The sequence below is a fragment of the Streptococcus rifensis genome, from assembly GCF_053203525.1.
This window is the reverse complement of record NZ_JBRUCW010000010.1, coordinates 63,072-88,736: the sequence shown is the minus strand read 5'-3', so window position 1 is coordinate 88,736 and position 25,665 is coordinate 63,072. Positions and strand designations below refer to the sequence as shown.

Annotated in this window: 18 protein-coding genes and 1 pseudogene; all 19 read left to right on the top strand. The window is 41.3% G+C overall.

The genetic code is table 11. The features are described from left to right. Window positions 1-511 (top strand): LPXTG cell wall anchor domain-containing protein (locus ACVRYP_RS07420; RefSeq protein WP_447468100.1); only part of this gene is annotated, 511 nt, incomplete at its 5' end. A 319-nt stretch (window positions 512-830) separates the two neighbouring features. After that, window positions 831-2,113, top strand: a pseudogene (locus tag ACVRYP_RS07415) (transposase); the annotation flags it as partial. 119 nt (window positions 2,114-2,232) lie between these two features. Continuing rightward, window positions 2,233-5,301, top strand: a complete 3,069-nt coding sequence (locus tag ACVRYP_RS07410) for a Spy0128 family protein (protein WP_447468099.1) — start codon at window positions 2,233-2,235, stop codon at window positions 5,299-5,301. A 104-nt stretch (window positions 5,302-5,405) separates the two neighbouring features. After that, entirely contained in the window at window positions 5,406-7,409 is a 2,004-nt protein-coding gene (locus tag ACVRYP_RS07405) for an Ig-like domain-containing protein (RefSeq protein WP_447468098.1), read from the top strand. Between the two features lie 186 nt (window positions 7,410-7,595). Then, on the top strand, window positions 7,596-8,873 hold the full coding sequence (gene hisS, locus ACVRYP_RS07400) for a histidine--tRNA ligase (RefSeq protein ID WP_447468097.1): 1,278 nt from the start codon (window positions 7,596-7,598) through the stop codon (window positions 8,871-8,873). A gap of 67 nt (window positions 8,874-8,940) precedes the next feature. Then, entirely contained in the window at window positions 8,941-9,462 is a 522-nt protein-coding gene (locus ACVRYP_RS07395; RefSeq protein ID WP_447468096.1) for an ABC transporter permease, read from the top strand. 109 nt (window positions 9,463-9,571) lie between these two features. After that, the gene (gene aspS / locus ACVRYP_RS07390; protein ID WP_447468095.1) at window positions 9,572-11,326 is read left to right on the top strand and encodes an aspartate--tRNA ligase; all 1,755 of its coding nucleotides are present in this window, start codon (window positions 9,572-9,574) and stop codon (window positions 11,324-11,326) included. Next, window positions 11,313-12,254 carry a YitT family protein gene (locus ACVRYP_RS07385; protein WP_447468094.1) on the top strand — a complete coding sequence of 314 codons (942 nt, stop codon included), beginning with the start codon at window positions 11,313-11,315 and terminating at the stop codon, window positions 12,252-12,254. Before aspS ends, ACVRYP_RS07385 begins: the two co-directional genes overlap by 14 nt. Before the next feature lie 46 nt (window positions 12,255-12,300). After that, window positions 12,301-13,185 carry a YitT family protein gene (locus ACVRYP_RS07380; protein ID WP_447468093.1) on the top strand — a complete coding sequence of 295 codons (885 nt, stop codon included), beginning with the start codon at window positions 12,301-12,303 and terminating at the stop codon, window positions 13,183-13,185. A gap of 407 nt (window positions 13,186-13,592) precedes the next feature. Further along, window positions 13,593-14,054: a class Ib ribonucleoside-diphosphate reductase assembly flavoprotein NrdI gene (gene nrdI / locus ACVRYP_RS07375; protein ID WP_447468092.1), complete on the top strand. Its 462-nt coding sequence runs from the start codon at window positions 13,593-13,595 to the stop codon at window positions 14,052-14,054. A gap of 57 nt (window positions 14,055-14,111) precedes the next feature. Then, entirely contained in the window at window positions 14,112-15,131 is a 1,020-nt protein-coding gene (galE, locus tag ACVRYP_RS07370; RefSeq protein ID WP_447468091.1) for a UDP-glucose 4-epimerase GalE, read from the top strand. Window positions 15,132-15,444: 313 nt separating this feature from the next. After that, a complete protein-coding gene (locus ACVRYP_RS07365) occupies window positions 15,445-17,307 on the top strand; it encodes a BglG family transcription antiterminator (protein WP_447468090.1) in 1,863 nt (620 codons plus the stop codon). Window positions 17,308-17,524: 217 nt separating this feature from the next. Beyond that, window positions 17,525-17,833 carry a PTS sugar transporter subunit IIA gene (locus ACVRYP_RS07360; RefSeq protein WP_447468089.1) on the top strand — a complete coding sequence of 103 codons (309 nt, stop codon included), beginning with the start codon at window positions 17,525-17,527 and terminating at the stop codon, window positions 17,831-17,833. A gap of 13 nt (window positions 17,834-17,846) precedes the next feature. Continuing rightward, on the top strand, window positions 17,847-18,152 hold the full coding sequence (locus ACVRYP_RS07355) for a PTS sugar transporter subunit IIB (protein WP_447468088.1): 306 nt from the start codon (window positions 17,847-17,849) through the stop codon (window positions 18,150-18,152). A gap of 13 nt (window positions 18,153-18,165) precedes the next feature. Next, window positions 18,166-19,428 (top strand): PTS sugar transporter subunit IIC, encoded by a 1,263-nt coding sequence (locus tag ACVRYP_RS07350; protein ID WP_447468087.1) that lies wholly within the window; start codon window positions 18,166-18,168, stop codon window positions 19,426-19,428. A 27-nt stretch (window positions 19,429-19,455) separates the two neighbouring features. After that, window positions 19,456-20,979, top strand: coding sequence for a DUF5597 domain-containing protein (locus ACVRYP_RS07345; RefSeq protein WP_447468086.1), 1,524 nt, complete (start codon window positions 19,456-19,458; stop codon window positions 20,977-20,979). A gap of 65 nt (window positions 20,980-21,044) precedes the next feature. Further along, the gene (bglX, locus tag ACVRYP_RS07340; protein WP_447468085.1) at window positions 21,045-23,255 is read left to right on the top strand and encodes a beta-glucosidase BglX; all 2,211 of its coding nucleotides are present in this window, start codon (window positions 21,045-21,047) and stop codon (window positions 23,253-23,255) included. A 46-nt stretch (window positions 23,256-23,301) separates the two neighbouring features. After that, entirely contained in the window at window positions 23,302-24,672 is a 1,371-nt protein-coding gene (locus ACVRYP_RS07335; RefSeq protein WP_447468084.1) for a family 43 glycosylhydrolase, read from the top strand. A gap of 66 nt (window positions 24,673-24,738) precedes the next feature. Further along, the gene (locus tag ACVRYP_RS07330; protein ID WP_447468083.1) at window positions 24,739-25,587 is read left to right on the top strand and encodes an alpha/beta hydrolase; all 849 of its coding nucleotides are present in this window, start codon (window positions 24,739-24,741) and stop codon (window positions 25,585-25,587) included. Window positions 25,588-25,665 lie beyond the last annotated feature (78 nt).

The following is a 25,665-nucleotide window of genomic DNA, read 5'->3' as shown; positions in this document are numbered from 1 at the left end:
TGCAGCGGCTACCACAACAGGTACGACGACAACGACAGCTCCGACCACCACAACAGGTACAGCAGCTACCACAACAGGTACGACGACAACGACAGCTCCGACTACCACAACAGGTACAGCAGCTACCACAACAGGTATGACGACAACGACAGCTCCGACTACCACAACTGGTGCAGCGGCTACCACAACAGGTACGACGACAACGACAGCTCCGACCACCACAACAGGTACAGCAGCTACCACAACAGGTACGACGACAACGACAGCTCCAAAAGGGCCTGGAAGAGTCGTGGTTATCAAAGATGGTGGCAAATCTAATACAGTGACTACTACAACAGTTACAAAACCAGGTACTAAGAATGACACAACTGATCCAGGTCATTCAGCTGGAAGATCTAAAGGTAAAAAAGTTCTTCCATCTACAGGTGAAGTAACTAGCGTTAGTTTTGTTGTATTAGGATGTGCTATTCTCGGTTTTGTTGGCTATCGTTTTAAAAAAGAAAAAAACTAATAACATGAGATTAACTCTGCAATTTTCTACTCTTATGTGCATATGGTCAAACTACAATGACCTCAATTGCCCTAAAATAAAAGGCTCTTTGTCAACTGTAGTGGGTTGGTGAAAAGCTAACATCTGGAGAGAATCAATTTGGTTCTCTCCTTTTTGATGTTTAAAGCGATGAGGATTCTAGTTTTAAAGTTTTCAGGCTCTATAATTTCTGTAGTGGGTAAAAACCTTACGGAGATTATGGAGTCTTTTTGAGTGTCGAAAAAAAGTCCCATATGATCTATAATGAAAAGCGACAAAACAACTCATTAGAAAGACTCATATGGAACACTTAAATCTTATCACAAATACGCTCGGAATAAAAGACCCAAATATCACGATAACCCAAGAAGCTGATATGGGGACGCATAGAGAACTCCGTGCCTTCTTAGATTATGATCCTCCAAAATGTCCTGTCTGCCAAAGCCAAATGGCCAAATATGACTTCCAAAAAGAATCCAAGATTCCCTACCTAGAATGTGCCGGGTACAAACTATTGATTCGTCTTAGAAAACGTCGTTTCCGTTGTCAAAACTGCAGAAAAATGGCTGTTGCACAGACGCCTCTGGTCAGGAAGAACCACCAAATCGCAACCGTCGTTAACCAGAAAATTGCCCAGTTGCTCATCGAAAAGAAAGCCATGACAGACATTGCCAAGGAACTTGCCATATCCACATCAACCGTTATCCGTAAGCTAAGGGAGTTTACCTTTGAAACTGACTGGACTAAGTTACCTGAACATATGTCTTGGGATGAATATAGCTTCAAAAAAGGTAAAATGAGTTTTATTGCCCAAGATTTTGATGCTCTTAAGATTGTCACCATTCTCGACAGACGAACACAGGCAGTCATCCGAAATCACTTCCTCCGCTATTCTAGACAGGCCAGAAACCAAGTTAAAGTCATTACCATGGATATGTTTAGTCCTTATTATAAATTGGCCAAACAGCTTCGCTTTCGAGTTTCTAGGCTCAGGCTGAAACAGTCTCTTCCCAGACTGTTTCACTCCCAAATGCTAAAATTGTCCTGGATCGTTTTCATATCGTTCAACATCTCAGCCGGGCTATGAACCGCGTTCGCATCCACATCATGAACCAATTCGATAGAAAATCCCACGAATACAAGGCCTTAAAACGTTATTGGAAATTGATTCAACAAGATAGTCGCAAACTCAGTGATAAACGCTTTTATCGACCGACTTTTCGCATGCACTTAACTAACCAAGAAATTCTTGAACGCTTACTCTCCTATTCTCCAGAACTCCGTCAGCACTATGAACTCTATCAACTCTTACTCTTTCATTTTCAGGAGAAACAAGCGGGCCACTTCTTTGGTCTTATTGAAGAGACAATCAATGGCGTTCATCCTATCTTTCAGACGGTTTTTAAAACCTTTTTGAAAGACAAGGACAAGATTATTAATGCCCTAGACCTCCCTTACTCAAACGCAAAACTAGAGGCTACCAACAATCTCATCAAAGTCATTAAGCGAAATGCTTTTGGCTTTCGGAACTTTGAAAACTTTAAAACTAGAATTCTCATTGCTTTAAACATTAAAATGGAAGAAAACCTTGTTTTTACAGTAAAACTATATTATAATGATTTTGATACATCTTGCTGTTTTATAGGTAAGGGTAAGAGAATGAAAGATGATGCAGTAAGAGAAGGATGGAGTAGAACTTGATAATGGATATGTTAAGGAAAATAGATTTTCAGAAATTTTGGTTTCTATGCCTGACACTAGTAACCCTAGTGGTCAGTTCTATAGTCTTTACTCAGACGGTCGAAGCTAAAGAATTGCAGAATGTTATCACTCGGACTCGAGTCCGTGATGGCAGTCAAAACAACGTCAATCCGGAGCGTCTCAGAAACGGGTCCTGGTATGATGTCTTGACCGAGTTTGATTTAACTGGATACGACAACGATTTGCAAGATGGGGACTATTTTACCTTTGATTTGCCAGCGCCGATGGATGTGAGGGAAAAGTCTTCACAGTTTAATTTTGATGGGGTCGATGTTGGAGACGTTGAAATCACCTCTAATGGACCAAGTGCGGGCGGTCAAGTCAGAGTAACCTTTAGAAATCTGGGTGAATGGATGGCATCAAAAGGTTACACTTCTGTCAAAGGCGTAAAAGGAAATTTTGAGGCTAGTGTTCGATTCACATCAGAAATGGATAATCAAACCCTAGACTTACTGGCCTATAACCCTGAAAATAAGATCACGGTTACCGTCCTCCCGGCTTTGCCGCTTAGCACCTATGATGGTAGCAATATCAACTATAATAAGGTAGGCGGTTTAATAGCCAGCAAGTCCTGGGAATCTACGCTTCTAGGACGTCGTGGAAATCAGGTTCACGCTTGGCGTCTGCGTCTCAATGAAAATGCAAAAAGCTATGATGCTTATGTTGTTAAAGACACGATTCGTTCAGATGGCTTCCAATTTATCCCTGAAAGCTTTAAATTGTTGAGAATTCCAGAGGGAACTTGGACTCTCTCAGGGTACGATGCTAGGCAGGCTGTGGCTGTTGATGTTGCCGATAAATTGACCTTTAACGATGCCTATACAGCATTTACATTGAATCTAGGATCGATAGCTGGTGATGGTTACTACCTGACTTATGATACAACGGCTACTAATGATGGTAGCATCATTACAAATAATGTTCAGGCTACCGATGGTGGAACCGTTATTAAACCTCTTGTCAATCGGACAAACACCTCTATCAACCTTAATCGTGAAAGTACCCTTCCAGGTTCTATAACTGTCAAAGGGCAGGTCGATGAAATTACCATTTACAAACGAGATGGCGATACGCATCGAGGTCTAAATGGGGCTACCTTTGAATTAACTGACCTGACAAGCGGCCAGGTTGTTGCAACAGGCTTGACAGCTACCAATGATGTTACAGGGGTTCAAGGTTATCTTCGATTTAGTCAACTGGTTGCTAATCATACGTATAGCCTTCGGGAAATCACACCACCGGCTGGTTACGATCCTTCAACAACGCCCTTTGAATTTACAGTGGATCCCAATAATACAGCAGGATTAGTTAAATACTGGAATAATTTCCGCACCCCAGCAGTTGCTCATATAGAAGCAGAGAAACTTCTTAAAGGAAGGCAATTGACTGATGGGGAGTTTACTTTTGAACTGGTTGATGCTTCTGGAACAGTTGTGGCGACGGCTAAAAACGATTCGACAGGAAAGATTAACTTCGAAGAGCAATCCTTTACAGTTGAAAAAGACTATGCCTATACCATTCGAGAAGTAATTGAGAGTGAAACTGGAATCACCTATGACAAGAAAGAGAAGGCTGTGACTGTCAGCGTTCGAGATAATGGTGCAGGATTGGAGGCAGAAGTTCTTTATCAAGATGGAGTGGCAGTCTTTACCAATTCCTTTACTCCCCAACCGATTAAAGTCAGTCTGGAGGTTGCAAAATTTCTTTCTGGACGTGACTTAGTGGCTGGTGAGTTTGAATTTGTGATTAAAGATGAACAAGGTCAAGTTTTAGAGAAGGTGACCAATACAGCCGATGGACAAGTAAATTTCTCTGAGTTAATTTTTGATAAGGTTGGTCGCTATATTTACACGATTGAAGAAGTCGACAACCAGCTAACAGGTATTACCTACGATAAAGATGTGAGACGGGTGTTTTATGACATCGCTCAAGATCCCTCCACCGGTTCACTCTATATCGCCCAATATGGTCCAGAAGACATCCTGTTTGAAAACACCTTTGAAGAACCTACCACAACCACGACGACCACCGTGGCACCGACGACTACGACTGAGTCCACGACGACCACCGTGGCTCCGACGACTACGACTGAGTCCACGACGACCACTGTGGCTCCGACAACTACGACTGAAGCTCCGACGACCACCGTGGCTCCGACAACTACGACTGAAGCTCCGACGACCACAACTGAGTCCCTAACGACCACAGTAGCACCGCCAACTACGACTGAAGTTCCAACGACCACAACTGAGTCTCCAACGACCACCGTGGCTCCGACAACCACAACTGAAGCTCCAATGACCACAGTAGCTCCGACGACCACAACTGAGTCCCCAACGACCACCGTGGCTCCGACGACCACAACTGAGTCCACGACGACCACCGTAGCACCGACAACTACGACTGAGTCTCCAACGACCACCGTGGCTCCGACAACTACGACTGAGTCTCCAACGACCACCGTAGCGCCGACGACCACAACTGAGTCTCCAACGACCACCGTAGCACCGACAACTACGACTGAGTCTCCAACGACCACCGTAGCACCGACAACTACGACTGAGTCTCCAACGACCACCGTAGCGCCGGTAGTAACAACCGAAGCTTCAGTCGTTACGACCGAACCTCCTGCCGCTACAACGGAAGCAACAACAACGACCACCGAAGCACCGGTAGTGACAACCGAAGTTCCTCCTCTGACGACCATGAGTGAAGGGTTAGTAACAACCGAAGCACCGGTAGTGACAACCGAAGTTCCGATAACTGTTGTGCCGGGGCCATCTCCAACAACTACTACTGATTCAACTGAGAGTATGACTGTCGATCCAATTCCAACTACCACAGTCGAATCAACGGTAGCTGGTAAAGATTCGCTCGACAAGGGGAGTCAATCTCCGAAATCAGGTTATCTCTTACCACGTACAGGTGAAAAAGTTGGCTTGATATCAGTCATCGGTCTTGCTTTTCTAGCGCTATTAGGATTTATCTACTATCGTTATGAAATAAATTAATATATTTTCTCGTAAAAAAGATCAAAAAGCACTAGTTATATGTTATTTTTTGTGATATAGTGTGTTACGATGGGAGTTTATAGAAAAATAAAAAGGAGCATATTATGTTTAAGAAAACAATTCTTCCTATAATCATGGTCTTAACTTTGATTGTAGGACTGGCTTTACCTAGCATCAAAGTAAAATCAGAGGAACGTGGGGATGTCATCACTAAGATGTACATTACGGATGATAAAGGTAATGAGATTACTGGTGACATTAGCCAGTGGCAAACTTTCCGTATTAATGGGGAATTCTCTCTTCCCAATAATATAGTGAAAGAAGGCGACACAACGACTGTAGAACTTCCGCCTGAGATTCAATTTAATGGTCAAGCTGCATTCGATCTCAAGAGCGAACAGGGTGACTTAGTTGGTAGAGGGGTTGTCTCAGATACTGACCCAAGAAAAATTATTATCACCTATACTGATTATCCTGAAAACAACTCCAATGTTAGTGGATCCTTCTTCTTCTACGTCCGTTTTGACTTTAATGTCGTATCAACTAGACAAGATGTACCCATTAACATCACTGTCGGAGGGGAAATTATTCCAGCAGGTGAGGTAGGTTACGAGGGTATTGGACAAGCTAATCCGACCGATATTGCGAAATCAGGATGGCAGGATGACAACGATCCAAAAATTGGCCATTACTATATTGACATCAACCGTGATAACAAGGATATGAGCAACATCCAAGTGTTAGATGTTCTCAAAGATCCAAACGTGAAATATATCCCAGAAAGCTTCCAAATTATTAAAGGAACTCTCGTCTTCGAGGGAGGTGACTGGATAGTGAAGGATGGTGTTGATATCACTGACCAAGCTCTTCCGGATCCAAGTGTTCTCGAGAATAAGGATAGCTTCCAACTTCAATTGGGTGACTTGCTTCAGAATCAGGGAATTCGTATTCGTTATCGTGTCCAACTTCCTTACGAACCAGTAGATAGTGAGCGCTTTACTAACGAAGCTACTTTGACTACTGCTGAAGGGATTAACATTTCAGAAGAATCTGGTTATGTCTTCTACGCGGCTGGTGGTAAAGCTGAGGGGTATGTCTACACGATCAACATTAAAAAAGTCAATGAGCAAGGTGATGTATTGCCAGGCGCAACCTTTGATGTGATTCGTGAGCGGACAGGGAAGTCTGTAGGAACCATCAGTACAGATGGCTCAGGGACAGGTTCTATAGGTAGCCTTCTTCATGATACCTATATCTTAAGAGAAACGCAAGCGCCTCCTGGTTATGTTGCTGGGGATGATGTGGTTGTTAATCCAGCTGATTTTGATCCGAACTCAAAACTAGCTACCAAAGAAATTGAGAACAAACCGGTTGTCACAACAACGACAACATCTACAACCACAACCACAACTTCCACAACAACGACGTCTACAACGACAACCGAAGCGCCAACGACCACAACTGTAGCTCCAACAACTACGACCGTTGCGACCACAACTGAGGCGCCAGCAACGACAACAGTAGCGCCAACGACCACGACCGTTGCGACCACGACCGAAGCACCAGCAACGACAACTGTAGCCCCAACGACTACGACCGTTGCGACCACGACCGAAGCCCCAGCAACGACAACTGTAGCCCCAACAACTACGACCGTTGCGACCACAACCGAAGCACCAGCAACGACAACAGTAGCCCCAACGACTACGACCGTTGCGACCACAACCGAAGCGCCAGCAACGACAACAGTAGCCCCAACGACTACGACCGTTGCGACCACAACTGAGGCGCCAGCAACGACAACCGAAGCGCCAACGACTACGACCGTTGCGACCACAACTGAGGTGCCAGCAACGACAACAGTAGCGCCAAGTACAACCACAACCACCGTGGTACCTGGGCCTTCTCCAACAACCACAACAGTTCCGACTTCTTACAAGCCAGTGACGACGACAACTGTCGCTCCAACGACAACAGAAGTTCCAAGGAAGCCTAAGAAGAAACGGGCTCTTCCATCAACCGGTGAGACTGTTGGTTATGCGTCTATCTTTGGTCTTGCTTTGTTTGCAGGGTTAGGTTTTGTATACTACCGTTCAAAGAATAGCTAGGATGATTAGTCATCTCAGGTAAAATCTTAAAATAAGAATAAAACCTCTGGAAATTTTCAGAGGTTTTATCTATTCTCTTTTGGGAATCGGAGAAGACCTACCATAATCCAGACTTTACGGTGATTTCATCACCAAACATTTCTTTTTTATGTTAAAATAGAGGAAGTACTAAGGAAGAGGTAAGACATGAAACAACAAAAACCTAAGGGAACTCAAGATATTTTACCGGGGCAAGCGGAGAAATGGCAATATGTTGAGGCTGTTGCCCGAGAAACCTTTGCTCGGTATAACTACGCTGAGATTCGGACTCCTCTTTTTGAGCATTACGAAGTGTTTTCGCGCGCAGTTGGGGATACTTCTGATATTGTAACCAAGGAAATGTATGACTTCTACGACAAGGGAGAGCGTCATATCACCCTTCGTCCAGAAGGAACAGCAGGGGTGGTACGTGCATATGTGGAAAATAAGTTATTTGCGCCTGAGATGCAAAAGCCTGTCAAGGTGTTTTATATGGGGTCTATGTTTCGTTATGAACGGCCTCAGGCAGGAAGGCTCCGTGAGTTTCACCAAATTGGCGTGGAAGCCTTTGGTTCTGCTAATCCTGTGACGGATGTGGAAACCATGGCCATGGCCTATCAATTCTTTCAAGGCTTGGGCCTTAAGGATGTGCAGTTAACCTTAAACAGTCTTGGAAATGCAGAAAGTCGAGCTCGATACCGTCAGGCTTTGATTGATTACTTGACGCCATTGAAAGACCAACTGTCTAAAGATAGCCAGCGTCGTTTGGCAGAAAATCCGTTGCGAGTGTTAGATTCAAAAGAAGCTGAAGACAAAGAGGCTGTCGCAGAAGCACCGTCTATTTTAGATTTCTTGGATGAGGACAGTCAAGCTCATTTTGATGCTGTGCGTGGGATGCTTGAAGCGCTAGAGATTTCCTATGTGATTGACACCAATATGGTGCGTGGTCTAGACTATTATAACCACACGATTTTTGAATTTATCACCAAGGTTAATGGGTCTGACCTAACTATTTGTGCCGGAGGTCGTTATGATGGTTTGGTTGAGGAATTTAATGGTCCAGCGACACCAGGGTTTGGCTTTGGTCTTGGGCAAGAACGCTTGCTTATGATTCTAGACGCACAAGGGATCGACCTACCTGTTGAGACTGGACTTGACCTGTATGTAGCTGTTCTCGGCGATGCGGGTAACCTGGCTGCTCTCAGTCTGGTCCAAGCTGTCCGTCAACAAGGGTTTAAGGCAGACCATGATGTTTTAGGACGTAAACTTAAAGCTCAGTTCAAATCAGCTGATGCCTTTGGTGCCAAAGTATTGATAACCCTAGGAGAGAGTGAAGTGGAAGCAGGCCAAGTTACACTTAAAAATAATGTTAGTCGAGCTGAACTCACCGCCAGTCTGGATGAGGTCAAAACAGAGTTTGCTAGTCTGCTTGAGAAGTTAGCCTAATCATCGTGAACTTTCTTGCAATTCCCTCTTCGTCATGGTATACTAATGCAGAATACAGGAGGAACTTATGAAAAAACAACCCATTTACCTCTATGTTTTAGGGGCGTTATCTCTTATTTCAACACTCTTAAAATTACCCAATGTTTTTGCCACGCAGTTTCCTGAACTTTCTTATGAATCGACGGGGGATGCTCAGGCAGATGCGGTTATAAAGGCCTCTCAAGAATTTGTCAAAGGGAGCTTCACGATTCAAACCAATACGATTAGTAAGTTTTTGGTTCTTGTCATGCTTGCTTTATTGATTGTTGTGGCTGTTTTTCTCTTTAAGAAACAGCATGAAACAGCAGGATGGATTTATGTCGGCTATCTTGGAACGACCTTGCTTTATCAAGTGTATACCTTCTTGGCTTCTCGTCATTTGCTTGGTTTGTACACTGATGAGACATCGCGAAGTGTTGCGTCAACAACGCTTTTGGTAGGTTTTGGGATTCAGTTGCTTGTTTTTGCGATTTATCTTGGAATCACACTCTTTAACCTCTTGAGAAAGCCAAAGGTAAACCGTGTGGATAACACTGCGGGAACCATCTAAAAAACTCTGAAAATCACTGTTTAGCGGTGATTTTTTCTTTATCTGCTCTGCTATTTTCCAAGACTTGTGATACAATAGAGGGTGAGATTAAATCTAAGGGAGAGTAGTGATGAAACGATCGCTTTATGCTGGATGCGTACGTGCGGAGCACGTCGGACAAGAGATGACTTTAAAGGGCTGGGTAGGCCGTCGCCGAGACTTGGGTGGCCTGATTTTTATTGATTTAAGAGACCGTGAAGGGATCATGCAGCTGGTGGTTAATCCTGAGGAAGTGCCTGCTGATGTGGTGGCTGTTGCAGAGAGTTTGCGGACGGAGTATGTCATTAGCGTGACGGGGACAGTAGCTCTGCGTGAGCAGGCCAACAGCAAGTTGCCAACAGGTGAGGTTGAGCTTCAGGTGAAGGCGTTGACAGTGCTTAACAGCGCTAAGACCACGCCCTTTGAAATCAAAGATGGGATTGAAGTCAGTGACGATAACCGCTTGCGTTACCGCTACTTGGACCTGCGTCGTCCAGAGATGTTGGCTAACTTTAAATTGCGAGCTTCAGTGACGCACAGCATCCGTAATTATTTGGATGCGTTAGAGTTTATCGATGTGGAGACACCGATTTTGACCAAGTCAACGCCTGAAGGGGCGCGTGACTACTTGGTGCCAAGTCGTGTGAGTCAGGGGCATTTTTACGCTCTGCCACAAAGCCCGCAAATCACCAAACAGTTATTGATGAATGCTGGCTTTGACCGTTACTACCAAATCGTTAAGTGTTTCCGTGATGAAGACTTGCGTGGCGACCGTCAGCCTGAGTTTACCCAGGTCGATTTGGAGACGTCCTTCCTTAGCGAGCAAGAAATTCAGGACATTACGGAAGGTCTTTTGGCGCGTGTCATGAAGGAAACCAAGGGCATTGAGGTGACCTTGCCGTTTCCTCGTATGGCTTATGCAGATGCTATGAATAACTATGGTTCTGACAAGCCAGATACCCGCTTTGAGATGTTGCTTCAAGACATTACAGAAATCGCTAAAACCGTTGATTTTAAGGTCTTTTCGGAAGCGCCTGTTGTCAAAGCGATTGTGGTTAAAGGGTTAGCTGACAGCTACTCTCGAAAAGACATTGATAAATTAACCGAGTTTGCCAAGCAGTTTGGGGCCAAAGGCCTTGCCTGGGTCAAATACGCTGACGGGGAGTTGGCGGGTCCTGTGGCCAAGTTCTTGGTGGATGCGACAGATGCCTTGGCTGAGCGCTTGGGCTTAGCGGATAAGGACTTGGTGCTCTTTGTGGCGGATGAGCTTGAGGTGGCAAACAATACCTTAGGTGCCCTGCGTAGCCGTATTGCCAAAGAGCAAAACTTGATTGATGCTGAGCAATTTAACTTCCTTTGGGTTGTTGATTGGCCTATGTTTGAGTGGTCTGAAGAAGAGGACCGCTACATGTCTGCCCACCACCCTTTCACTTTGCCAACGGATGAGACGGTTGAACACTTATCCGGTGACCTCAGCAAGGTTCAGGCCATCGCCTATGATATCGTCCTCAACGGTTACGAGCTTGGTGGTGGGAGCTTGCGCATCAACACCCGTGAACTTCAAGAGCGCATGTTTACAGCTCTAGGGTTCTCATCAGAGGATGCCAAGGAGCAGTTTGGCTTCTTGTTGGAAGCCATGGACTACGGCTTCCCACCACATGGTGGTTTGGCTATCGGGCTTGATCGTTTGGTCATGCTTTTGGCTGGTAAGGACAATATCCGTGAAGTGATTGCCTTCCCTAAAAATAATAAAGCTAGCGATCCGATGACGCAGGCACCGAGTCTGGTAGCAGACAAACAATTGGAGGAATTAAGTCTCCAAGTAAAAGGACATGAAAAAGAGTAAGTATTATCGTTATTTTAGGAAAAAAATTCTGCGATTAGCTCAGCAACATGAATTTCTCAAGGGCTTGATTAGTATTTCAAGAGAAAAGTATGCGGAACGCCTGACGGGTTCGGTGATCTATGGTCTCTTATCAGCCATTGCTGTCAAGGTGTTCTATGTTCCAAGTGGCGTGTATTCGAGCGGGGTCACCGGTTTGGCACAGATTTTATCAACGATCTCTGAACGCCTTTTTGGTGTCTATATTCCAATCTCACTTGGATTTTATGCCATTAACATGCCACTGTTGATTTTGGCTTGGTATAAGATTGGCCATAAATTTACGATTTTTACCTTTTTGACGGTAACCTTCAGTGCTTTCTTCATCCAGTTTGTTCCCGAGATTACCTTGACGGAAGAACCTTTGATGAATGCGATTTTTGGAGCCATTTTTCTAGGGACTGGGATAGGCTATGCCCTGAAAAATAATGTCTCAAGTGGTGGGCTTGATATTATCAGTATCCTAGTCCGTAAAAAAACAGGCAGAAATGTCGGGGCTATCTCTACAGCTGTTAATATTGGCATTATGGCTATGGCCGGGCTTCTCTTTGGCTGGGAATATGCTCTCTACTCAATGGTGGCTGTTTTCGTTGCAGGCCGGGTCATGGACGCCATCTATGTCAAGCAGAAAAAAATGCAGGCCATGATAGTGACCAATAAACCTGAGCGTGTGATCGCTCGGATTCATCATAAGTTACACCGTGGCGTAACCATTATCAATGAAGCCGAAGGAGCCTATAATCATGAAAAGAAAGCTGTCTTGATTACCATTATTACGCGAGCAGAATTTAATGAATTCAAGTACCAGATGAAGAAGGCTGATCCTATGGCTTTCATCTCTGTTGCTGAAAACGTCCAAATTATCGGTCGTTTTGTGGAGGATGACAGTTAACTACTAGGAATCCTATAGAAAAATGAGGAGATAAACAAAACGCATTATGAAGTTAGAGTACCGGATTTCACCCATCAATATTTTAATGATTACGCTAGGAACGGCTCTCTATGCCTTTGGGTTTGTGAATTTTAACATGGAGAACCATCTGGCTGAGGGTGGTGTCAGTGGGATTACGCTGATTCTCCATTCGTTATGGGGACTCAATCCGGCCTATACCTCTCTCTTAATCAATATTCCAATCATTTATATTGGAGCTAAGTACTTTGGGCGGAAATCATTAATGCTGACGATTTATGGGACAGTAGCTTTGTCTGTTTTTATCGAGATTTTCCAAAGAATGGAGCTTCATATCAATGTGGGTCAGGATATCTTAATCGCTGCCCTTTTGGCGGGGGTATTTGGTGGAGCTGGTTTAGGGCTTGTTTTTCGATACGGTGGTACAACAGGTGGCTCAGATGTCATTGCTCGGATTATCGAGCATAAGACTGGCAATCAGGTTGGTCAGAGTCTCTTAATTTTGGATATTTTTGTGCTTTTGGCTTCTTTGAGTTATATTGACCTGCGTCATATGATGTACACGGTCATCATGGCTTTTGTCATGAGCCAAATCATAGACCTTGTCCAAAACGGTGGGTATGCGGTGCGTGGGATGCTCATAATTTCCAAGCATCCTGAGAAGATAGCAGCAACGATCTTGCATGAACTGGGCCGAGGGGCGACGTATCTGAATGCCCAAGGAGCCTACTCTCATTCAGATATCAAGGTGCTTTACGTGGTCCTCAACCCTAACGAGGTCAATCAGATTAAGGGAAGTCTTAATCAAATTGATCCAGACGCCTTTATTTCAGTGATTAATGTCCATGAAGTGATTGGAGAAGGATTTACTTGGGACATCCCTAAAAAAGGTCTGAGGAATCTCAAAAAATAAGTATCAGGGTTGAAATGCTTTTTTCGTCTATCAGCCCTTACCAATATCCTTTAATGGCTTGCACAAGATGAGAGCGGAACAGAAGTCATGATTTCGAAGAAATTGACTTCCCCTCCTTTTTTCAGTTTGAGGTTCAGGCTGAGAAGGCCTATTCCCAGACCTTTTCACTCCCATCTCCGCACAGTCGATTAGGGATGTAAAAGCTGATGAAATCAGCAAATGAGAGGCACTCAGCAGTGGCTTGTTGGCGCTAAAGTACCTAATGACCTGTGCAGGGGTAACACTAAAACTGGCAAAGCCAGTGAGTGTTACTCCCAACCACTGCGTCAATCTGTTATTACTATCAAATAGAGAAGCTTGAGACACTTTTGTCTCAAGCTCATTAACCTGTTTTAGTTAGGAAAAAAATGATAACCTTACGATTTGTATATATTAGTTTAAGCGGTAATACAGCTTCTTTTGTCCGTCGCATGAGCCAACATTTGCTCGAGAAACATGGGGAAGCCATCACTATTGATGCTGTCGATGTGAAAGAGCTGGTTAAAGATGGTCAGGATTTTTATGAGATGGCTGGCCCTTTTGTGGCCTTTCTACCGACCTATCTAGAAGGTGGTAATGGGGTGGATAATGGTGATCAGGAAATCTTGACCAATCCTCTGGGAGATTTTATCGCCTATGCGGATAATTTTAAGCAATGTTTGGGCATTGTCGGTTCGGGCAATCGGAATTTCAACAACCAATACTGTCTGACGGCCAAACAATATAGCCAGCGGTTTGGTTTTCCAGTCTTAGATGATTTTGAGATGCGAGGCATGTTGGATGATATTAAGCGGATTGCTGAAAAAATAGAGAAACTCTATAATATTTAGTAAACTTTACTAAAATATGCTATAATACTAGTTAAAACAAGAGAAAAGAGGTCGGACATGGCTATTTTGATTACGGGTGGTGCGGGTTACATCGGTAGCCACACAGCGGTTGAGCTGATTGCGGCAGGCTACGAAGTCGTCATTGTGGATAATTTTTCAAACTCATCTCCTGAGGTTCTCAATCGTCTCAAGACGATTACAGGCAAGGAGATTCCATTCTACGAGGGCTCGATTCTTGACAAAGTTTTCTTGCGCGATGTCTTTGACAAACATGACATTGTCTCGGTGATTCATTTTGCGGCCTTTAAGGCGGTTGGAGAATCGGTTGAAAAACCGCTCATGTATTACCATAACAATATCTCAGGGACCATTGCTCTCCTTGAGGTGATGACTGACGTCGGTGTGAAAAACATTGTCTTCTCGTCATCAGCGACAGTTTATGGGATGAACAATCAAGTGCCTTTCCTTGAGGAGATGCCAACATCAGCGACCAATCCTTATGGCTATACCAAGGTCATGATGGAACAAATCTTGACTGATGTGGAGCATTCTGACCCAGAATGGTCTGTGACTAATCTTCGTTACTTTAATCCAATCGGTGCTCATGAGTCCGGTTTGATTGGGGAGGCGCCAAATGGTATTCCAAACAACCTCATGCCTTATATCTCGCAGGTTGCCGTCGGTAAACGTGAACAGCTCTCCGTCTTTGGAGATGACTATGACACGCCAGACGGTACAGGGGTTCGAGACTACATTCATGTGGTTGACCTAGCTAAAGGCCATGTCCTAGCGGTAGCCAAGAATCTCCAAGAACCAGGAGCCAAGGTTTATAATCTAGGCACCGGCATTGGGTACAGTGTTCTGGATTTGGTTAAGGCTTTTGAAGCAGAAAATGGCATTGCTATTCCCTACCAAATTTGCCCACGACGTGCAGGTGATATTGCGACCTGTTATGCTAATGCTGAAAAAGCTAAGACAGAGCTTGGCTGGGTAGCTGAGAAAGACTTGGCCGATATGGTCCGTGATACCTGGCGCTGGCAGAAGAATAACCCGAATGGTTACGCTACAAACGAGTGATTAAAAATCCTGACCAGTAGGTTGGTGTTCAAAAATAACAAGTGATTCTACTAGTCGGACATTAGTCTGGCTAGTTTTTATTTAGAGAAGTGAGAGTAATTGTTTAGCTCTTATGAAAAAGAGTTACGCTGTCGACAAGCTGTACTCTAATCTTACAAGGCTTACCGTTTAGAATACGGTAAAAATTAGTCTAGTCAATTAAGGCTGGGATTGATACAATAGAATGAGAATGAATTTGAGTATCACCTTTTTTGCCATTAAGTATCTTGTGGTCACTGTTTAGAGTCGGATAATAGCTCAGAAAGGATAATCAATGCATCGTAATTTATATGACCTGTTAAAATTGTTATCCTTGGATAGCTATCAAACATCGCAGGATCTTGCAGACAAGCTAGGTGTTAGTGAGAAAACGGTTCGCAACCGGATCAAAGAGCTCAAGGAAATATTAGTTTCCTACGGTGCTGAAATTGAATCGAAACGTCACTTTGGCTATAAGCTGTTAATTCAGGATGAGAAAGCATTCTTAGCAGTTGCTCCAAAAGATGACAGCGATATTCCGGAAACGAGTGAGGATCGCCAAACAGCCCTGCTAAAATGGCTTTTAGATACAGATGATTTCCTAAAAATTGATGATGTCGCAGAACAGTTTTTTATTTCTAGGAATACCCTGTCCGCCAATCTTAAACGTGTAGAGGCCATTTTGTCAATGTATAACTTGCAGATTGAGCGAAAACCCAATTATGGTATCAAAGTTATCGGCAAAGAATTTGATAAGCGTATTTGTCTATTAAATACCCTTTATGAGGATTTTGAATCCCCCTCTCAAGATCAGTGGTTGATGACGACCATTTTGGAAGGCAATCAACGCCATAAGGTTAGTATGTCAGAGGTTGCCTTGGAAAATGTCATCAAGTACATTAGTATTACCATAAAACGTCTTCAGGACGGGCATGCTATCTTAGAGAAAGATGTTCCAGAGGAATTGATGAGTTCTGCTACTCAGCAAATAGTCGATGATTATAGTGATTTATTTGAACAGCAGTTTGGGCAACCTCTTTCTCTCCCTGAACGGCAATTTCTAGCCATTCATTATGGCTCTCGTTTATCTTCGGATTCTTATAGTCATTATGGACCAAATTTTGTCATTACAGGAGAGATTGATGAGCTTGTCTATAAAATGTTAACTAGAGTTCATGAAACCCTTGCACTTGATTTCAGGCAAAATTTAGAGCTACGCATGGCATTGAACCAGCACCTTGTTCCTATGGATATTCGCATGCGCTTTAATATTGCCATTCAAAATCCACTCCTAGACCTTATCAAGCAAGAATACCCTTACCCCTATACGATCGCTTTAAATGCTTCAACCAGTCTCAAAGAACATTATGGCAAGGACATTCCTGAAGATGAAGTCGCCTATATTGCGATTATATTTGCTTTAGCGACAGAAAAACGCAATCGTCCCATTGAGCTTAAGAATATCGTTTTGGTCTGCATTTCTGGGAAAAGTAGCTCACAGCTCTTTAAGTTTAAATACCGACAAGCATTTGGGGATTACCTGAACAATATCTATGAATGTACGGTAGCAGACCTGGAACAATTTGATTTTAAAGGGAAGGAAATTGATTATATTTTTACGACGGTTCCTCTGAATCAGAAGTATCCTGTACCGATATATGAGATTAACCTTTTTATCGATGCCAACGAGATTTTAACCTACCGCCAAATGTTTGAGAGTGGGGATCGCTCGACAGTCTTAAATTATTATTCAACCAACCTTTTCCTTCCTAAACTAACAGCAAGCACCCGAGAAGAGGTGATTGCTCACATGTGTCAACATATTGATCACTACGGCCTTCTGCCAGAGGGGTTTGAAGAGGCGGTCTTGCGACGAGAAGAATTGGGTCAGACTGATTTTGGCAACCTCGTCGCCCTCCCACACCCTTATCAGGTCATGACAGAGCAGAGCTTTGTGACTGTTGCTATTTTAGAAGAACCGATTCTATGGAAAACTAATAAGGTACAAGTTGTCTTCTTATTGTCAATAGGATCTCAGGAAGATCCTCAGCTCGAAGATTTTTACCAAAAGACCAGTAATCTCTTTTTTGATGAAAAAGCCATCCAAAAACTTATTACGACACCGACTTTTGAAACCTTAGTCCATATTCTTAGCTAGTCTTAGGCTGGCTTTTTTTGTAAGACAGCTGATTGAAGATTCCATATGCCGATTCCAAGAAGTTTTAATCGGCAAAATAATCTTAAAAAGAACAAAAAAGAATTGCTAAAATTATATCGAATGTATTACCGTTTTCAAAACGGCAGAAGAAGTGATGGAGTTTAAAAGATAAAATCGTTATGATAAAGATGTCAGATAGAAGAAGAGAGGAAAACCTATGGAAAATGACCAAACACAAGTTATTATGGGTCTTATCGTTAATGGTGGGAATGCTAGAAGCTTAGCCATGAAAGCTATCTACGCTGCCAAAAAAGGAGACTTTGAGGAAGCAGAAGCGCACTTAGCAGAGTGTAATGATTACCTTGTTCAAGCGCACCATGCTCAAACAGACTTATTGACCAAGGAAGCATCGGGAGAAAAGACAGAAATCTCCCTCTTGATGGTTCACGCTCAAGACCATCTCATGAACGCCATAACCGTTAAGGATATGGCCACCGAATTTGTAGAACTATATAAAACAAAATAAAAGGAGAAGACTTATGGTAAATATCACGCTAGTGTGTGCGGGAGGTATGTCAACATCTATGCTGATGCAAAAAATGAAAGAAGCAGCTAAAGACAAAGGTGTTGAAATTGATATTCGAGCAATGTCAGAGTCAGCATTTCCAAACTTTGAAGGCAAAACAGATGTTCTGCTACTAGGTCCTCAAGTCAGTTATTTACTTGAAGAGTTTGAAGAGAGATATGGGAACAGGGAAATGGAGATTTCGGTTATCGATATGATGGATTACGGGATGATGAACGGTACTAAAGTGTTAGAAGATGCTTTGAATTTATTGAAATAAGGAGGAGATTAAAATGGATTTAAGTGCAATTCAAAAAAAATACCAGCCATTGGTTAATAAAATGTCTAATAATCGTTATTTAAAAGCGATTATGAATGGTATGATGGGAGCCATGCCAGTAACTTTGATTGGATCTTTAGCTGCTCTAATAAAGCAATTTCCCATAGAATCTTATCAAAATTTTTTGACAGAAACAGGTCTTTCTAATATTTTGCAATTACCGATAACTTTTACTACTAACTTTTTGGCTTTAATTTTTGTATTTACAATTACTAACGCCATTGTAGAATCTTTTAATAGAAAAGGAACCATTGCAGCAGTGATTGCTGTGGTATCATTTATGATTTTGACCCCCGTTGAAAGTGTCGGAGAAGGTTTCAACATGGTAACGAATATTCCAATGACTTGGTTAGGTTCTACGGGGCTTTTCTCTGCATTGATTGTTTCTATTATAGTAGGACGATTATTTGTCTGGATTACAGATAAGGGATGGACAATCAAAATGCCTGCATCTGTCCCACCATTTATTACAGACTCATTTGCTGGACTTGTACCTGGTGTTTTAATCGTTGCTCTTTTTGTAGTAATTGCAGGGTTAATGTCTAATACGTCATATGGTAGTATCCACCAGTTAATTTACGGTGTATTACAAATTCCATTGCAAAGCCTTGGTGGTAATATTTGGGCCATTCTAATTGTGGCACTGATTGGTCAGATTTTATGGTTTTTTGGTATCCATGGTACGATGGTAACCTTTGGTGTCATCATGCCTATCTGGATGGCAATGGATGTGGCACAGTTGAATGCTTATAGCAATGGGCAACCTTTACCAAATATAGTTGGGTTACAATTCTTTATGATATATTGTATGGGAGGCACTGCGATTGGTCTAGTTATCTTGATGTTACTGTCGAAAACAGTTCGTTATAAAACATTAGGAAAATTAGCTGTTGTTCCTGCGATTTTTGGGATTACGGAACCAGTCATTTTTGGTACTCCTTTAGTATTAAATCCAACATTTGCAATACCTTTTATTTTTAATAATGTCATATCTCTAAGTATAGCTTATTTTTTGACAGTAGTAGGTATTTTACCACGTTTAACAGGTATTGGAGCACCAACTGGTACACCAATTCTCTTAAACGGCTTAATTACAGGTGGTTGGAAAGTTGCTTTATTTCAAGTGTTTCAAATCTTCTTATGGATTGCTCTATGGTATCCTTTCTTTAAAATTGCTGAAAAGCAAGCTATAGAAGATGAACGAGTGGTTGAATAAGATAGCTTTGTTTAAAAGGAAAGTTTTATGAAGAAGTTACCACATTTTGATTATTCAACATTACCAGTGTTAATGGTGGATGATAAACCTTTTATTGCTTTGGCTGGTGAAATCCATAATTCTAGTGCTAGCAGCTATTCGTATATGGAAGAAAAGGTTTGGCCAAAGTTAGATGGATTAAATCTGAATACAGTTCTTGCACCGATATCTTGGGAACTTATTGAACCAGTAGAAGGAGAGTTCGACTTTTCTTCAGTTAAATATCTTTTAGATGGTGCCAGGAGTAATAACAAGAAGTTAATTCTACTATGGTTTGGCTTATGGAAAAATAGTTTGTCAACATATATCCCTGATTGGATGAAACAGAATCTGAAAAACTATGGTTTAGCAGAGAATGCAAAAAATGAAAAAATTTATACGGTTTCTCCATATTCAGAAAAAGCTGTTGAGAAAGATAGTTTAGCTTTTCAGGAGTTGGTGGCTTTTCTGAAGGAGTACGATCAGGATAAGCAAACAGTAATTATGATACAAATTGAAAACGAGGTAGGAATCTTAGGTTCTGATTTTGATTATAGCCATGAAGCATTACAAAAATTAGATGAAAAAGTACCTGAGATCGTTAGTCAGTTTAGCTCATGTAATGGTTCTTGGAATGAAATTTTTGGAGATGAATCAAAAGAATACTATTTAGCATATCATTTTGCATCTGCAATAGAACGTATTGCAGATGCAGGTAAAAAAATCTACCCTATTCCTTATCTTGTTAATGCTTGGTTGGAGAAGCCAGGCGCTATTCCTGGAGAATATCCAATGGGTGGACCAACCGCACGAATGTATCCATTTTGGAAGCATGTGGCATCCTCTATTGACATTTTTAGTCCAGATATTTATGTGCCTAACTTTTCAGATATTTGTGACTCATACACTGAAAATCAATCAGTTTTGCTAGTTCCAGAGACTCGTCAAGATCGACAAACCGTGTCTAATTTTCTGTATGCAGTTGCAAAATATAATTTATTTTGCTTCTCGCCATTTGCTATAGAAGATTTTAAAGATGCAGACTCTTCTTCAATGTCAGAGGTTCTAGCACAACTGGCTATTGATGGTAGCGCATTTAACCCACAAGGAACTTATCCGCTATTAGCTAGAGCTTATAAAATTGTTGCGTCGTTAACAGAACAAATTATCCAAGCAAGAAAGTTTAATACTATACATGCTTTCAAAAAGAATAGGGACTCTGATAGAGGCAAGATAGTCGAGATTGAAAATATTAAGGTTCGAATAAAATATCGTCAAACTGGAAAGGAAGAACTTCCATCGGCAGGTTTTATTCTTCAAGGAGATAAGCAGGAACTATTTTTAGTTGGAACAAATGTCATCATAGAAATTTTATCTAACAATTCTCAAAATGTCGGTCTTCTTACTTTAGAAGAGGGAGAGTTTCTTGACGGGAAGTGGAGTCGCGGAAGAGTTTTAAATGGTGATGAACGTTACCTTGTTTCACTTCCAAACGAACCTACTATTTTAAGGGTTAGATATCATATCTATTGATAATTATAAAAATAAAGAGGAAAGGCAGATGATTCTGTATACTAAGCATCTGTGTATAGATAACAATGCAAGAAAAAAAATTAAAAGAATTATTATCATCCCTTACTATCGAGGAAAAAATTGGTCAATTGATTCAACTTTCGGGAGATTTTTTTGGGACGGATGCTTTAACTGTTGGTCCTAGAGAGAAATTAGGTATTTCAGAAGAAATGGTTCAGAATGTTGGATCTGTCTTAAATGTCTTAGGGGCTGAAAAAGTTAGAACCATTCAGGAAAATTATCTTACTAAATCACGTCATAAAATTCCACTTCTTTTTATGGGAGATGTTGTTTACGGATATCGCACCACACTTCCAATACCTTTAGGACAAGGGGCAACTTGGGAGCCCAAACTTATCAAAGAAGGGTACCAATTTATTGCAAAAGAAGCTTCTAAAGCTGGAACTCATGTGACTTTTGCACCAATGGTTGACTTGGTGAGGGATCCTCGTTGGGGTAGATCATTGGAGTCTACTGGAGAAGATACCTATTTGAACAATTGTTATGCTCGAGCTATGGTGGAAGGTTTCCAAGGAGATTTGGGAGAAAACACAGTCGTTTCCTGTGTAAAACACTTTGCAGCGTATGGTGCTCCAGAGGGTGGTAGGGATTATAATACTGTTGATATGTCAGAAAGACGATTAAGACAAGATTATTTGCCATCCTATAAAGAAGCGGTCGATGCTGGAGCTAAGATGGTTATGACATCTTTTAATACTGTTGATGGTATTCCAGCAACAGCTAATAAGTGGTTAATGAATGATGTCCTTCGTAAAGAATGGGGATTTGATGGTGTTATTATTACAGACTATGCAGCTATTCAAGAACTAGTAGCTCACGGGATAGCTAGAGATGAACGTGAAGCATCTCAGATGGCTATTGAAGCAACGGTTGATATTGATATGAAAACCAATTGTTACTCCAACCAGTTAAAACCGTTATTAGAAAATGGAGAAATTAGCGAGACGCTAATCAATGATGCTGTTTGGCGTGTTCTAAAACTGAAAAATGACTTAGGACTATTTGAAAATCCTCATCGCTTTGCGGATGTGGAAGAGGAAACCTATCTTAATACACCAGAGGCTAGACAAAAAGCATTAGAAATCTCTCGGAAATCACTAGTTCTTTTAAAGAATGATAATAATATCTTACCTTTAAATGTCAAAAAACAGAAAATTGCTGTTATAGGACCATATGCAGAAAGCAAAGAGCTTTTAGGCCTTTGGGCGGTTCACAGTAAATCTGAAGATTCGGTCTCTATAAAAGAAGCCTTCTATTCCCTTGAGGGAAAAGAAGTCAGATTTGCTAAAGGGTCTGATTTTCTCGAAGATTATTCAGTTCTGGGAACGTTTGGAAAGATGGTTAGCGGTGGTCGTGTTAACACAGCTGAGGGTATTAGAGCTGATTTAGATGAGGCTATTCACTTAGCCAAGGAATCAGATGTTGTTGTACTAGCGTTAGGAGAACATACCTTGCAGTCTGGTGAAGCAGGTAGTCGTACAGATCTAGGATTGCCAGAAATTCAACAAAAGCTATTGGATGCAATTGAAAAAGTTGGGAAACCAGTTGTTTTGGTACTTTTCAGTGGACGCCCATTAGTATTGACTAAGATTGAGAAGCAAGTGAGTGCTATAATCCAAGCATGGTTTCCAGGAACGATGGGTGGACAAGCTATCGTAGATGTTCTAACGGGCAAAGTGAATCCAAGTGGTCGTTTAACAATGTCATTTCCGTATAATGTTGGCCAAATTCCTATTTACTATAATGCCTTTAATACTGGAAGACCTGCTCTGACGTCTACTCATAGTGATCGTTTTGTTTCTAAGTACATTGATGCTCCAAACAATCCGCTATACCCATTCGGTTATGGATTATCCTATACAGAATTCGAGTACACTAATCTTCAGGTTAGTTCAAATAAACTAACGAAAGATACTAATCTTGAAGTTTCTGTTGATATTTCAAATATAGGTAATGTTGAGGGGGAAGAGACTATTCAGCTTTATATTAGAGATAGAGTCGGATCAGTTGTTCGCCCAGTCAAAGAATTAAAAGATTTTAGAAAAATAAAATTATCGCCAGGAGAATCTCAAAAAGTAATTTTTGAGATTACAGAAGAAAAGCTACGGTTTGTAACAAAGAGTCTGGAATACAAATCAGAAGCTGGAGAGTTTGATCTTTTTGTGGGGAGATCCAGTGAAGACTATTTGCAAACTGAGTTTAAATTATTTATATGATAAAAAAGAGGGAGAACCCTCTTTTTTGTAAATGAGAAAGGAAATTATGGGAAAATTTATCACAAATCCTTTTTTACCCCTTGATGAGTATGTGCCAGATGGGGAACCTAAATTATTTGGAGAACGTGTTTATATATATGGTTCTCACGATAGAGCAAATGGCTCTTCGTATTGTGAACTTGATTATGTTTCATGGTCAGCACCGAAAGACGATTTAACAAATTGGCAATACGAGGGGGTCTCTTATCGGCGTGTACAGGATCCGGAAAATACTAGTGGAGATCGGCCTCTTTTTGCTCCAGACGTTGCTCAAGGACCTGATGGACGTTATTATTTATATTATGCTCTAGTGGGCCTAACCCACATAAGTGTGGCTGTCTCGGAGTTTCCACAGGGGCCATTTGATTATTACGGGAAAGTGACTTATTCTGACGGTTCCTTACCTAAACAGGGATTGGCGTTTGATCCAGCCATCTTAGTTGACGGTTCTGAGATCTATCTTTATTATGGTTTTACGCCTTTGACTCCATTCAAGGGGTTTTCAGACAAGGTAATTAATGAAGGAGCTTATGCTTTGGAGCTTGAACAGGATATGCTTACCATAAAGACTGGGAAAGTCACTCTTATCGCACCAGGTGCTCAATATTCTACTGAAACATCCTTTGAGAAGCATCCATTTTTTGAAGCATCCAGTATTCGTAAAATAGAGGATTGGTATTATTTTGTCTACTCTAGTATACATGGTCATGAATTATGTTACGCGACTAGTCGTCATCCATTAGGACCATTTGAATACAAGGGAGTTATTATTTCTAATACAGATATAGGATATCAGGGGAATCTTAAGATGAAAAATGTGCAGGGAAACAACCATGGAGGTATTTTGACGGTTGCTAATGAAAACTATATCTTCTATCATCGACACACACATGGAACTCATTATAGTCGACAGGCTTGTGCGGAGAAGATTAAAATAGATAAAATAAACGGAGTAATTGATCAAGTCTCTGTGACTTCCTGTGGGTTATCATCTACTTCATTACCAAGTCAGGGGAGTTATTCAGCTGGGATAGCCTGCCAAATGTATAATGCTACTCAGGATAGTTTTCCATATTTAGTTGAAAATAATTTAACTCATTATGTAACAGAGATAGAGAATCATAGTATCTTATGTTTTAAATACTTTAATGTCGAGAAATCTAAGTCATTAGAAATTACTTTAAGAGGTGGCGAAGGCAAAGCTTATCTTTATACAACTGAAAATTTATCAGATATTCCAACAAGTATGACATTTATGTCATCAGATATTTGGCAAAAAATCGTTTTACCCATTGAAGAAGTTGGATCAAAAGTTATTTTAAATCTAAAATTTCAAACGGATACAATATTAGAATTGCTAAAAATTAAGTTCTTATAGTAGTGTTGACAAGTTTGTTTTAACTGTTAAACTATTCCTATATATACTAATTTCAAAGGAGAAATGATGGCATTATTAACTGTGAATGCAATGTCACATTCACTTAAGAGAACAGTGACATTTAACGTTTATTTACCAAGCGACCAAATAGATTTCAATGGAAAACGTATTAGTAATCCGCCTTACAAGACCCTCTATCTGCTCCATGGTATACTTGGGGACCAAAATGATTGGCTTGTTGGATCACGTATAGCATCTTTAGCAAAAAAATACCAGATTGCTGTGGTAATGCCAGCCGGAGAAAATCATTTTTATCTAAATAATTCTACTGCAGGTGAACATTATAGTGATTTTATTGGACAAGAACTATTGGAGATTACTAGAGCAATGTTTCCTCTGTCGCACAAGAGAGTGGATACATTTATTGCAGGATTATCTATGGGAGGCTATGGAGCATTGTACAATGGAATGACATTTGCAAAAAACTTTTCTGCGATAGGAGCTTTTTCTGCAGCGTTAGTTACAGAAGATGCCTCTAAATCTGTAGAAGACTCTCCTATTTTTTTTCAAAAGCGTTCCTATTACCAAGGTATATTTGGGGATTTAGAAAGACTTTTAGAGAGTGATTACCACATTCCATTTCTGATTAATAAGTTATCTTCCCAAAATGTTGATTTTCCAAGACTTTTTATTTCTTGTGGCACAGAGGATTTTCTATTACCCTCAAATGATCATTTAGCTGACAGTCTAGAATCACATGGTGTTTCACATCATTTTATAAAAAAACCGGGGGGACATACATGGGACTATTGGAATCAAGCTATTGAAGAATTTTTAGAATGGCTGGATCTCAGTCATCTTCAAGAGGGAGTAAATTCAGGGAATGTTGGAATTTTAAAAAATAAAACTGGATAGCCTACAATTCTTAACCTATTCGAAAACCCAGACACGTGCCTGGGTTTTCGGATTTTATAGGCTCTATAATTTCTGTAG